Consider the following 11,842-nt stretch of genomic DNA (forward strand, 5'->3'; position numbering starts at 1 on the left):
GTACGTCAGTGGCCGCCCCGGCCGTACGTCAGTGGCCGCCCCGGCCGTACGTCAGTGGCCGCCCCGGCCGTACGTCAGTGGCCGCCCCGGCCGTACGGCAGTGGGGGCCTGGTCGTACGCCGTGGTGCACACGGCGGGTGAGGGGGTCAGTCGGCCGACGGGGCGGGGGACTGGTCCGGGCGCGGTGCCGCTTCGGCATCCGCCTGCGCCCGCTTGATCGCGGCGTCGCGCTTGCGGACGTACCAGATGCCTATGAAGCCGAGCCCGCCGCCGGCCAGGCAGGTCCACAGCCACCAGGTGTGACCGTGGTCGTCGAACCAGCCGTAGAACGGCAACTGCGCCAGGAACAGGGCGAACCAGACGATCGTGCCGCCGATGACGGTGGCGACCACGGGGCCCTCCAGGGGCTCCGGCGCTTCGTGCTGGGTGGGTTCCGAGAAAAGCCCTGTCATGCGGACAGCTTACGAGGGACGGGCCGCGTGAGGTGAGTCGCATCGGCCACACCGGTCTACGCGCGGAGATAGCGGAGTCACTGCTATATGTTCATACTGAAACCGTTTGTCTCTGACCACTTCTGTTCGTAGAAAACACCAAAGGGTTTCGGGGGAGGCCCGCCGGTGATGAGGTCCCTGCATGTCCACGTCGGCCCCCGCCAAGGCCCCCACCCCTGATCAGCCGGGGTCCGGCGCCGCGTCCGGCCTCGACCGCTACTTCCGGATCTCCGAGCGCGGCAGCACCCTGTCCCGTGAGATCCGTGGCGGCTTCGCCACCTTCTTCGCCATGGCCTACATCATCGTGCTGAACCCGATCATCCTGGGCAGCGCGAAGGACATGTACGGCAACCAGCTCGACAACGGTCAGCTGGTCACCGCGACCGCCCTGACCGCGGCGTTCACCACGCTCCTCATGGGAGTCATCGGCAACGTCCCGATCGCGCTCGCCGCCGGCCTGGGCGTGAACTCGGTCGTCGCGCTCCAGCTCGCGCCGCGCATGTCGTGGCCGGACGCCATGGGCATGGTGGTGCTGGCCGGTTTCGTGGTGATGCTGCTGGTCGCCACCGGGCTGCGCGAGCGCGTGATGAACGCCGTCCCGCACGGCCTGCGCAAGGCCATCGCCATCGGCATCGGCCTGTTCATCATGCTGATCGGCCTGGTCGACTCCGGTTTCGTCTCCCGTATCCCGGACGTCGCCCAGACCACCGTCCCGCTCCAGCTCGGCGGCGACGGCCACCTCAACGGCTGGCCGGTCCTCGTCTTCATCCTCGGCGCGCTGCTCACCCTGGCGCTGATCGTGCGCAAGGTGCCCGGCGCGATCCTCATCTCGATCGTCGCGATGACGGTCGTCGCGGTGGTCATCAACGCCGTGGCGGACGTCCCCTCCTGGGGCCTGACCACCCCGAAGTGGCCCGGCAACCCGGTGGCCACCCCCGACTTCGGCCTCGTCGGCGAGGTCAGCCTGTTCGGCGGGTTCGCCAAGGTGGGCGTGCTGACCGGCATCCTGTTCGTCTTCACCGTGCTGCTGTCGTGCTTCTTCGACGCGATGGGCACGATCATGGGCGTCTCGGACGAGGCCAAGCTGACCGACGCGCAGGGTCAGATGCCCGGCATCAACAAGGTCCTGTTCATCGACGGTGTCGCGGTCGCCGCGGGCGGTGCCAGCTCCTCCTCGGCCACCACCGCCTTCGTGGAGTCCACCGCCGGGGTCGGCGAGGGCGCGCGCACCGGCTTCGCCAACGTCGTCACCGGCGGCCTGTTCGCGGTGGCGCTGTTCCTCACGCCCGTCGCCACGATGGTCCCGTCCCAGGCGGCCACGCCGGCGCTGCTCGCCGTGGGCTTCCTGATCCTGGCGGGCTCGGTCAAGGAGATCGACTGGGCGGACCACACGATCGCCATTCCGGCCTTCGTGACGATGGTGATGATGCCGTTCACCTACTCGATCACCAACGGCATCGGCATGGGCTTCATCACCTTCGTGGTGCTGCGCCTGGCGGCCGGCCGGGGCCGGGAGGTCCCGCCGGCGATGTACGTGGTGGCGGGGGTCTTCGCCTTCTACTACCTGATGCCGGCGCTGGGCCTGACCTGACCGCGCTCGCCAAGGGGCTGGGCTCAGGTGACCCCGTAGAACTTCTCCGTCTCCTCGACGGCGGTCCGGAACCGCTGGTCGAAGTCATCGCGCATGAGCGTCCGGACGACATAGTCCTGGACGCTCATGCCGCGTTGGGCGGCATGATGCCGGAGTCGTTCGAGCAGTTCGTGGTCCATCCGCAGGCTGAGCACGTCGGTCCCCATGCGCACGAGCGTTGCCGCACGCTGTGGTGCGGCGTGGGGCGTTTCGCGTACGGATCACTCGTATGGGTGATCTGATGTGACAGTGGCGGGGTTCATGGCGCTGATGCGCACCCCGAGTGGTCTTTAGCGAGAGTAATGAGTTACGCTAAAGAACATGTCGGACCTCAGCCATGGCGACGACGCAGCCGCCGTGAACGCCCTCCGCTCCGCCGTGATGCGACTGTCCCGTCGGCTCAAGCACCAGCGTGTCGACGAGTCGCTCAGCCCCACCGAGATGTCGGTGCTCGGCACCCTGGCCCGCTGCGGGCGGGCCACCCCGGGCGAGCTCGCCCGCAAGGAACACGTCCAGCCGCCGTCGATGACCCGCATCGTGGCCCTGCTGGAGGCCAAGGGACTGGTCCGGCTGGAGCCGCACCCGGACGACCGGCGCCAGAAGGTCGTCACGCAGACCGAGCGGGCCGAGGCGATGCTCGAGGAGAGCCGCCGCAAGCGGAACGCGTTCCTGGCCTCGCTGGTCGAGGAACTCGACGAGGACGAGTGGGCGACACTCCGCGCCGCCGCCCCCGTGCTGGAGAAACTCGCGCACGTCTGACCACGCAGCAGCAGTGACAAGGAGGCGACCCCTTTGAGTTCGGGAACCGGAGCAGCTTCCGCCCCCGCACCTGACCCCCACGACACCGCGTCCGCCCCCGACACCACAGCCCCCAAGAACTCGATGTTCTCCTCGCTGAGGATCAGGAACTACCGCCTGTTCTTCCTCGGCCAGGTGGTCTCCAACACCGGCACCTGGATGCAGCGCATCGCCCAGGACTGGCTGGTGCTCAGCCTCACCGGCTCCTCGGCCGCCGTCGGCATCACCACGGCCCTGCAGTTCCTGCCCATGCTGCTGTTCGGCCTGTACGGCGGCGTCCTCGTCGACCGTCTGCGCAAGCGCCCCACACTGCTCGTCACCCAGACCGCGATGGCCCTCACCGCGATCGCGCTCGCCGCCCTCACCCTCACCGGCCACGTCCAGGTCTGGCACGTCTACCTCGCCGCCTTCGCCGTCGGCCTCGCGACCGTCGTCGACAACCCGGCCCGCCAGTCCTTCGTCTCCGAACTGGTCGGCCCCGGCCAGCTGCAGAACGCGGTCAGCCTGAACTCCGCGAACTTCCAGTCCGCCCGGCTGGTCGGCCCCGCCGTCGCGGGTGTGCTGATCACCGGCGTCGGCACGGGCTGGGCGTTCCTCCTCAACGGCCTGTCGTTCATCGCGCCGCTGACCGGCCTGATGCTGATGCGCGGCCGGGAGCTGCACGCCGTCGAGCGCGCCCCGCGCGGCAAGGGACAGCTGCGGGAGGGCCTGCGCTATGTCGCCGGGCGGCCCGAGCTGATCTGGCCGATCGTCCTGGTCGGCTTCATCGGCACCTTCGCCTTCAACTTCCCCGTCTACCTGTCGGCCTTCGCCGACGACGTCTTCGACGGGGGCGCGGGCGCCTACAGCCTGTTCAACACGCTGGCGGCGGTCGGTTCCGTGTCCGGCGCCCTGCTCGCCGCCCGGCGCGGCACGGCCCGGCTGCGCCTGCTGATCCTCGGCGCGCTGGCCTTCGGCGTCGTGGAGATCGTGGCCGCCGTCTCCCCGGCCCTGTGGATGTTCGCCCTGCTGATGATCCCGCTGGGCCTGTTCGCGATGACGGTCAACGTCACCACCAACACCAGCCTGCAGATGGCGACGGACCCGGCGGTGCGCGGCCGCGTGATGGCCCTGTACATGATGGTCTTCCTCGGCGGTTCCCCGGTCGGCGCCCCGATCGTCGGCTGGATCACCGACACCTACGGCGCCCGGGTCGGCCTCGCGGCGGGCGGCGCGATCGCCGCCCTCGCCGCGGCCGTCATCGGCCTGATCCTCGCCCGGGTCGGCGGCCTGCGCCTGTCGGTCGGCTGGCACGGCGGCCATCCGCGGGTCCGGTTCGTCCCACGGGAGCGGCAGGAGGCGCTGGTGCCGGTGGCGTAGCGGGCTCCGGCAGGCCCGGTCGCCGGGGAACGCGGCCGGTCCTGCGGCCCCGGCCGCCGCTCCATGCCTGCGACCGCGCGGCACCACGACGCGCACGGTGGTCGGGACGTGCGGGAGCGTCCGTACGTTCCACGGTGACACTGGACCCATGAGACTCTTCGCCGCCGTGCTGCCCCCCGACGACGTGGTCCACGAGCTCGCCGTCGAGGTGGGGCGGCTGAAGAAGCTGCCCGGGGCGGAGGGGCTGCGGTGGACCGGGCGGCCCGGGTGGCACTTCACGCTCGCGTTCTACGGCGAGGTCGACGACGGGCTCGTACCGGCGCTGACGACACGGCTGGCGCGGGCCGCGTCCCGTACCGAGCCGTTCGAGCTCGCGCTGCGCGGCGGCGGCCAGTTCGGGCGCGGCAGGGCGCTGTGGGCCGGGGCGGAGGGGGACCTGCGCACGATGCGGCTGCTGGCCGAGCGGGCCGAGGCGGCGGCGCGGAAGGCGGGCGTGCCGATGGAGGAGCACCGCCGCTACAAGGCCCATCTGACGGTGGCCCGCAGCCGGGACGCCGTCGACGTGCGGCCGTATCTGGACGCCCTGGACGGGTTCCGGAGCCGTACCTGGACCGTGGGCGAGCTGGTGCTGGTGCGCAGCAACCTGCCGGCGTCGGGGGTTGTGGGCGAGCAGCCCCGTTACGAGGCGGTCGCCCGCCGGGCACTGGGGGCGGCCGGTTAGGCTCGAAGGCGTGGACCCGAAGACCCGGAACCGGATCATGGCCGGTGCGCTCGTACTGATGTTCGTCGTGGTGGCGCTGGCGGCGGCGCTAGGACCTGTCTGACCATCCGCGTCGTCGCCCGCAGGGCGGCCTCGCGGTGTCAGGTGCGTGCTCTCGGCGTGCCGGGCGTAGAGCCTCGTACGGGATGTACTCGGCTCTGCGCCCGGTGCGGCGAGAGTGCCTGCATGGCGTGGCGTCGCGCGGCAGGCGGGAATTGTCGGACAGGCCCTCTAGGGGGTGGCGCCGCCGCCGGCCGTCGCGGCATGCCCGCTCCTACCAGGCGAACGCCTCCGGGGACGGCCCGGGGCCCGGGAAGATCTCGTCCAGCGAGGTCAGCAGCTCCTCGCTGAGCTCCAGTTCGACGGCCCGGAGCGCGGAGGCCAGCTGCGCGGCGGTGCGGGGACCGACGATCGGGCCGGTCACCCCGGGCCGGGTGAGCAGCCAGGCCAGCGCGGCCTCGCCGGGCTCGATGCCGTGCTTGTCGAGCAGATCCTCGTACGCCTGGATTTGGGCACGGGACGAGGGGTCGGCGAGGGCGTCGGCGGCCCGGCCGGAGGCGCGGCGACCGCCCTCGACCTCCTTCCTGATCACACCGCCCAGCAGACCGCCGTGCAGCGGCGACCACGGGATGACCCCGAGTCCGTAGTCCCGCGCGGCCGGGATGACCTCCATCTCGGCGCGGCGCTCGGCGAGGTTGTAGAGGCACTGCTCGCTGACCAGCCCGATGGTGCCGCCGCGCCGGGCCGCGATCTCGTTGGCCTGGGCGATCTTGTAGCCGGGGAAGTTGGAGGAGCCGACGTAGAGGACCTTGCCCTGCTGGACGAGGACGTCGATGGCCTGCCAGATCTCCTCGAACGGGGTGTTCCGGTCGACGTGGTGGAACTGGTAGACGTCGATGTAGTCGGTCCCCAGCCGCTTGAGCGAGGCATCGACCGCCCGCCGGATGTTCACCGCGGACAGCTTGTCGTGGTTGGGCCAGGCCTCGCCGTCGGCGCCCATGTTCCCGTACACCTTGGTGGCCAGCACGACCTTGTCGCGCCGTCCCTCGCCCTTGGCGAACCAGCTGCCGATGATGCTTTCGGTGCGGCCCTTGTTCTCGCCCCAGCCGTACACGTTGGCGGTGTCGAAGAAGTTGATCCCGGCGTCCAGCGCCGCGTCCATGATGGCGTGACTGTCGGCCTCGTCGGTCTGCGGGCCGAAGTTCATCGTCCCGAGGACGAGCCGGCTGACCTTGAGTCCCGTGCGTCCGAGCTGCGTGTACTTCATGGTCATCCAGCCAACGGCTTGGAGTGCGCTCTATGCAAGTGGTCGGTCTGCCGTGCCCGCGGGGACGACCCCGGCCATCTGCTGTCCGGTGGCCGAGGCGATCATGCCGAGGTCACCGTCGTCGTGCGGGACGACGGCGCCGTGGCGCTCGGCTGTCGCCGCGATGATCAGGTGGAATTGCCCTCCGTTCGCTATCGAGGGGTTTGTTCCCCCTGGCCTCCCCGCGGGCCGCTACGTCCCGTACGGCCCGCCCAGGTCCCAGCCCTGCCGCAGCGCCTCCGCGAAGGCCGCCGCGATCTTGTGTTCGCCGCTTTCGTTGGGATGCGTGCCGTCGTACGTGTCGGTGTGGAAGTCGTACGACGGGGGCGGCGGGACGAGCAGCAGCGAGGAGCCCGGTTCGTCCAGATCGGTGAGGGTCTTCGCCAGCAGTTCGTTGAAGTGGGTGACCTGCTCGGCGAAGGACGGATCGGCCTCCACCCGGATGTTCGGGAGCACGGGCAGCACGGCCACGCGGATGCGCGGGTTGGCCTCCCGCGCCCCGGCGACGAAGGCGCGGACGTTGTCCGCCGTCTGCTCGGCGTTGGTGTAGAAGCCCAGGTCGATCAGGCCCAGCGACACGAGCAGCACGTCCGCGCGGCAGGAGCGCACGGTCCCACCGATCAACGGGGCCATGTGCTGCCAGCCCTCGCCCCAGCCGGCCAGGTGGGAGCGGGGGAAGCCGGGGTCCGCGTACGCGTACGAGGTGGGGGCGTCCGTCGACCGGTCGTGCAGCGCCTCGCGCGGGCCGACCAGCGTGAAGGGGCGGCCGTACGCGGTGTTCAGGTGCTGCCACAGCCGGTAGCGCCAGGTGTGTTCACCCGCGCTCCCGATCGTCATCGAGTCACCTACGGGCATGAACCTGAGCACCCGATCATCATGGATGATCGGCCCCGCCACCGCGATGTGAGTCCCGACACCCGCCGTGAAGTGCGCTGAGTAGTGGCACTCTTGGCTCATGCGCCGACCCTTCGCCCTGATCGCCGCGGCCCTTCTCGTGGGCGCGCTCGCCGTACCCGCCTCCGCAGCCGACGGGGACGAGGGGTTCGCGATCAAGGACCCGCGCATCACCGAGTCCAGCGGTCTCGCCGCCTCCCGCCTCCACCCCGGCATCTACTGGACCCACAACGACAGCGACGACGGCCCCTACCTCTACGCCGTCGACGGCGCGACCGGCGAGACCGTCGCCCGGCTCACCCTCACCGGTATCGGCACGCCCCGCGACGTCGAGGCCGTCTCCATCGGGCCCGGCGACAGGATCTTCGTCGGGGACATCGGGGACAACCTCGGGGGCTCGTGGCCGTACGTCTGGATCTATGAGCTGCCCGAGCCGAAGGAGCTCGAGGACGCGACCGTGCGGGCCACGCAGTACGTCGTGAAGTACTCCGACGGGGCGCGGGACGCCGAGTCCCTCGTCGTGCACCCGAAGACCGGCCGCGTCTACATCATCGACAAGAAGGAAGAGGGCGGGCACCTGTACGAAGGACCCGCCGAGCTCTCGGCGTCCGGGAGCAATGTGTTCCGGCCGGTCGCCCCCGTCGAGCTGTGGGCCACCGACGCCGCGCTCTCCCCGGACGGGCGCCGGCTGGCTGTGCGCGGCTACTTCGGCGGCATCCACTACGCCTGGAACGGCGGGAAGCTCCGGCGCGAGGGCCGGCTGAGCGTGCCGCTCCAGGGGCAGGGGGAGTCCGTGACCTACTCCGCCGACGGGTCCCGGCTCATGTACGGCAGCGAGGGCGCGGAGAGTCCGGTCGAGGCCCGGGACGTGCCCGGCGGCGACGGCGGAGGCGGCGAACGGGGGGCCGGCGCGAAGGGCGGGGAGAACAGCGCCGGTGACGGCGACGGGGACGGCGTCGGTACCGGCACCCTCGTCGCCGTGGCGGTCGTCGTCGCGGCGCTGTTCGGGCTGGGGCGGCTGCGCCGCAGGCGGTGAACCGGCCGGCGGTCACGCCGGCGCAGGTTCCCCACGCGGGCTGTCACCCCGTGGTCCGCCGGGCGACGAACTCCTCCAGCCCGTCCAGGATCCGCTGCAACCCGAACTCGAAGTGGTCGAAGTCGGATCCGAAGGTGTCCTCGGAGAGGCCGGCCAGGATCGGGTAGCGCCCGCTGTTCATGGCCTTCTCCAGGGCCGGCCGCTGCGCCTCCCAGAACCGCGCGTCCGTCAGCCCGGAGCTGCGTTCGGCCTCCTCCTGGTACAGCTGCGTGCGGGCGGCCCCGACGACATATCCGTCGATCATGATGACCGCCGACACCAGCTCGGGGTCGGACAGGCCCATCGGCTTGATCCGGGAGAGCACCTTCTCCATGCCGTCCAGTGCGGAGGGGCCGAGGATCGGGCGGGACTGGTTGACCTGGAGCAGCCAGGGGTGCCGCCGGTACAGGGCGAGGGTGGCCCGGCCCAGGGCCTCCAACGCCGAGCGCCAGCCGCCGTCGCCGAGGTCGGCGGGGTCCTCCGACGGCCGCTGCACCCGGTCCAGCATCAGGTCCAGCAGCTCGCTCTTGCCGGGGACGTAGCGGTACAGGGACATCGTGCCGGTGCCGAGCTCCGTGGCGATCCGGCGCATCGAGAGCGCGCCGATCCCCTCCCGGTCCGCGACCTCGATGGCCGCCTCCACGATGCGGTCCAGCGTCAGGCCCGGTTTCGGTCCCCGGCTGGGCCGCGGGCCCGTGTCCCACAGCAGGTCGAGGGTGCGGGTGATGTCGCCGCTGCCACTGGTCTCCGTGCCGCCCGTACCGCTGCTCATGGGGGCAGTGTAGATCCGCGCGCGAAAAACTGGGTACGACGTACGCGTAATCGGGTACGGTGTACTCGGTTACGTGAGAAGGGGGATCCATGAACGACGGATACGCGGTCCGGGCCGAGGGCCTGGAGAAGCGCTACGGCGAGAAGCGCGCCCTGGACGGCTTCGACCTCGCCGTCCGCGGGGGCACGGTGCACGGACTGCTCGGGCCGAACGGCGCAGGCAAGACCACCGCCGTACGCATCCTGTCGACGCTCGTCCGGCCGGCCGGGGGACGTGCCACGGTGGCCGGACTCGACGTGGCCCGGCAGGCGCGTGAGGTGCGGGCGCGGATCGGGCTCACCGGGCAGTACGCGGCCGTGGACGAGGTGCTCACCGGCCGGCAGAACCTGGAGATGTTCGGCAGGCTGTTCCACCTGGGCGGCAAGCGGGCCAGGGAGCGGGCGGTCGAGCTGTTGGAGCAGTTCGACCTCACCGACGCCGGGGACAAGGGCGTCGACGGCTACAGCGGCGGCATGCGGCGGCGCCTCGACCTCGCCGCCTCGATGATCCTCGCGCCGGCCGTGCTCTTCCTGGACGAGCCGACGACGGGGCTCGATCCCCGCAGCCGGGGTGAGGTCTGGGAGTCCGTACGGGCGTTGGTGGCGGACGGGACGACCGTGCTGCTGACCACGCAGTATCTGGAGGAGGCCGACAAGCTGGCCTCCCGGATCACCGTCATCGACCAGGGGCGGGCCATCGCCGACGACACCCCGGACGGGCTGAAGAACCTCATCGGCGGTGACCGTATCGAGGTCGTGGTCGCCGAGCGCTCCGAGATCCCGCGCGTGGTGAAGGCGGTCGCCCGGGTCGCCGACGGCGAACCCGAGGCGGACGAGACCGAGTTGCGGGTGCACGCCCCCGTGACCGACCGGGTGGCCGCGCTGACCGACGTGGCGCGCACCCTGCAGGACGAGGGCGTGCGGGTGGAGGACATCGGGCTGCGCAGGCCGAGCCTCGACGACGTCTTCCTGCGCCTGACCGGACACCGCACGGAGAAGGAGGCGGCGGCGTGAGCGCCCTCGACCCGACGACCGGGCCCGACGGTCGCGGACGGCTGTACTGGCTGCTCGCCGATGTCGCCAACATCGTCCGCCGCGGCCTGACCCACTACCAGCGCCAGCCCGTCAACATCGCGTGGCAGCTGGGCTTCCCGATCCTCTCCGTGCTGCTCTACGGCTATGTCTTCGGCAGCGCCATGACGGTGCCGGGCGGCGGGGACTACAAGGACTTCCTGATGCCGGGCATGTTCGTGATGACCATGGCGTTCGGCTTCATCAACACCGCGACCGTCGTCGTCCACGACTCCACCAAGGGGGTCATCGACCGATTCCGCTCCATGCCGATGGCCTCCTCGGCGGTGGTGGCCGGCCGCGGTGTGACCGATCTGCTCGTCTCCTGCGCGGAGTTGGGGATCATGATGCTGACCGCGCTGGCCATGGGCTGGCGGCCGGACGGTGGCTGGGGGTTCCTGGCGGCGTTCGGGCTGCTGCTGTGGCTGCGGTTCGCGCTGATCTGGATCGGCGTCTGGCTGGGGCTGCTGGTGCCCAACCCGGAGGCGGCGGGCGGGCTGTTCGCGGTCGCCTTCCCGCTGACGATGATCTCCAGCATCTTCGTCGCCCCCCAGCTGATGCCGGACTGGCTGGGCTGGGTGGCCGCCTGGAACCCGATCTCCTCCACCGCGGCGGCGGCCCGCGACCTGTTCGGCACGCCGGCCGGCGGCGGCGACTCCTGGGTCGAGCAGCACGCGCTGCTGATGGCGGGGGTGTGGCCGGCCGTCCTGACGGTGATCTTCCTGCCGCTCGCGGTGCGGAGGTTCCAGCGGCTCAGCCGGTGAGCTGCGAAGTCCCGGGGTGTGCCCGGGGTATCGCGTCGCGGACTGTGCCACTTCCCGGAGAAGCGTCACGTTCGTGGCCGGGGTACCCCGGGTTTCCGGCCGGCATGTCGACGCCGACGGAGCGTCAAGGTCTCAGGACGTACGGCTGGAGGACGACGCGACCCATATCCGAGAGTGGCAGCCAGTGCTGGTACCCGGCCTGCTGCAAACCCCTGCTTACGCCGAGGCGGTCACCGTCGAGGGCCCCGACTACGTGTCACCTGAGCGCATCGCCCAGTTGGTGAAGATCCGGGAGAGTCGTCAGACGAAGATCCAGGAGGGTGGGGCAACTTACACCGCCATCGTCTGGGAAGCGGTCATCACCCACCCGTTGGTGAGCGTCGACGTTCATCGTGAGCAGCTGTCCGCGATGCTTGCGATCGGGACGCGGAAGAACGTCACGATTCAGGTGTTGCCCTTCGGCGCCGGACTCATGGCCGCTGCGAGCTCGGCATTCTCGACGTTCAGCTTCGACTCGGAGCCGACTGTCGAAGCGGTGACGCTCGAGAATTTGAGGGGCGCATCCGTCCTCGAAGCAGCTGAGGATCTGGCCGCTTACGCACATGTGTACGACCTACTACGATCGTCTGCAATGGCCCCGGAGGAGAGCGCAAAGCTTATCCGGAGCTCACTGGAGACCATCAAGGAAGACACGTCATGACTGAGGTCGTAGGCACGTTCCGCAAGTCGTCGTACTCAGGTCAGGAAAGCAACTGCGTCGAGGTTGCCGATACCGCTGGCAACGGCCGGGCCGTCCGCGACAGCAAGCAGCAGGACGGTCCGCTGCTCACCGTTTCCCGCGACAGCTGGCAGGCGTTCCTGCGCCAGTTCGCGTAGGCGGCGCG

The 11,842-nt window shown here is 70.5% G+C and carries 14 protein-coding genes; 9 read left to right on the forward strand and 5 right to left on the reverse strand.

The features are described 5' to 3' along the window. Positions 1-146: 146 nt before the first annotated feature. Entirely contained in the window at positions 147-452 is a 306-nt protein-coding gene (locus tag IE178_RS21240; RefSeq protein WP_193513399.1) for a DUF2530 domain-containing protein, read from the reverse strand. Positions 453-633: 181 nt separating this feature from the next. Between IE178_RS21240 and IE178_RS21245 the strand changes: the two genes are divergently transcribed. Further along, positions 634-2,082: an NCS2 family permease gene (locus IE178_RS21245; protein ID WP_184763870.1), complete on the forward strand. Its 1,449-nt coding sequence runs from the start codon at positions 634-636 to the stop codon at positions 2,080-2,082. Positions 2,083-2,105: 23 nt separating this feature from the next. Here IE178_RS21245 and IE178_RS21250 read toward each other — a convergent pair whose 3' ends face one another. Further along, positions 2,106-2,288 carry a ribbon-helix-helix protein, CopG family gene (locus IE178_RS21250; RefSeq protein ID WP_184763869.1) on the reverse strand — a complete coding sequence of 61 codons (183 nt, stop codon included), beginning with the start codon at positions 2,286-2,288 and terminating at the stop codon, positions 2,106-2,108. Positions 2,289-2,442: 154 nt separating this feature from the next. Here IE178_RS21250 and IE178_RS21255 point away from each other — a divergent pair, with 154 nt between their 5' ends. From IE178_RS21255 to thpR, 3 genes are all read left to right on the forward strand, one after another. Continuing rightward, positions 2,443-2,880: a MarR family winged helix-turn-helix transcriptional regulator gene (locus IE178_RS21255; protein WP_184763868.1), complete on the forward strand. Its 438-nt coding sequence runs from the start codon at positions 2,443-2,445 to the stop codon at positions 2,878-2,880. A 33-nt stretch (positions 2,881-2,913) separates the two neighbouring features. Next, positions 2,914-4,278, forward strand: coding sequence for an MFS transporter (locus tag IE178_RS21260; RefSeq protein WP_193513400.1), 1,365 nt, complete (start codon positions 2,914-2,916; stop codon positions 4,276-4,278). Positions 4,279-4,426: 148 nt separating this feature from the next. After that, the gene (gene thpR, locus IE178_RS21265; protein ID WP_184763866.1) at positions 4,427-4,999 is read left to right on the forward strand and encodes an RNA 2',3'-cyclic phosphodiesterase; all 573 of its coding nucleotides are present in this window, start codon (positions 4,427-4,429) and stop codon (positions 4,997-4,999) included. Between the two features lie 313 nt (positions 5,000-5,312). On the opposite strand, the gene IE178_RS21270 is transcribed toward thpR, so the two are convergent. Both IE178_RS21270 and IE178_RS21275 read right to left on the reverse strand, forming a co-directional pair. After that, positions 5,313-6,305 (reverse strand): aldo/keto reductase, encoded by a 993-nt coding sequence (locus IE178_RS21270; protein WP_193513527.1) that lies wholly within the window; start codon positions 6,303-6,305, stop codon positions 5,313-5,315. Positions 6,306-6,536: 231 nt separating this feature from the next. Further along, positions 6,537-7,211, reverse strand: coding sequence for an SGNH/GDSL hydrolase family protein (locus tag IE178_RS21275; protein ID WP_184763860.1), 675 nt, complete (start codon positions 7,209-7,211; stop codon positions 6,537-6,539). Positions 7,212-7,299: 88 nt separating this feature from the next. Here IE178_RS21275 and IE178_RS21280 point away from each other — a divergent pair, with 88 nt between their 5' ends. After that, entirely contained in the window at positions 7,300-8,274 is a 975-nt protein-coding gene (locus tag IE178_RS21280) for a WD40 repeat domain-containing protein (protein ID WP_193513401.1), read from the forward strand. Between the two features lie 43 nt (positions 8,275-8,317). Here the strand turns inward: IE178_RS21280 and IE178_RS21285 are convergent, their stop codons facing one another. Beyond that, positions 8,318-9,085 (reverse strand): TetR/AcrR family transcriptional regulator, encoded by a 768-nt coding sequence (locus tag IE178_RS21285; protein WP_184763858.1) that lies wholly within the window; start codon positions 9,083-9,085, stop codon positions 8,318-8,320. An 89-nt stretch (positions 9,086-9,174) separates the two neighbouring features. Between IE178_RS21285 and IE178_RS21290 the strand changes: the two genes are divergently transcribed. From IE178_RS21290 to IE178_RS21305, 4 genes are all read left to right on the forward strand, one after another. Continuing rightward, complete coding sequence (locus IE178_RS21290; protein ID WP_193513402.1) at positions 9,175-10,137, forward strand: ATP-binding cassette domain-containing protein; 963 nt, start codon at positions 9,175-9,177, stop codon at positions 10,135-10,137. After that, positions 10,134-10,958 (forward strand): ABC transporter permease, encoded by an 825-nt coding sequence (locus tag IE178_RS21295; protein ID WP_193513403.1) that lies wholly within the window; start codon positions 10,134-10,136, stop codon positions 10,956-10,958. The genes IE178_RS21290 and IE178_RS21295 overlap by 4 nt, the downstream gene beginning before the upstream one ends. Positions 10,959-11,031: 73 nt before the next feature. After that, entirely contained in the window at positions 11,032-11,658 is a 627-nt protein-coding gene (locus tag IE178_RS21300; protein ID WP_193513404.1) for a DUF5753 domain-containing protein, read from the forward strand. Further along, on the forward strand, positions 11,655-11,834 hold the full coding sequence (locus IE178_RS21305) for a DUF397 domain-containing protein (protein ID WP_193513405.1): 180 nt from the start codon (positions 11,655-11,657) through the stop codon (positions 11,832-11,834). The genes IE178_RS21300 and IE178_RS21305 overlap by 4 nt, the downstream gene beginning before the upstream one ends. Positions 11,835-11,842: the final 8 nt, after the last annotated feature.

The sequence above is a fragment of the Streptomyces griseoloalbus genome (assembly GCA_014650015.1).
In the GTDB taxonomy this organism is placed as follows: Bacteria; Actinomycetota; Actinomycetes; order Streptomycetales; family Streptomycetaceae; genus Streptomyces; species Streptomyces griseoloalbus.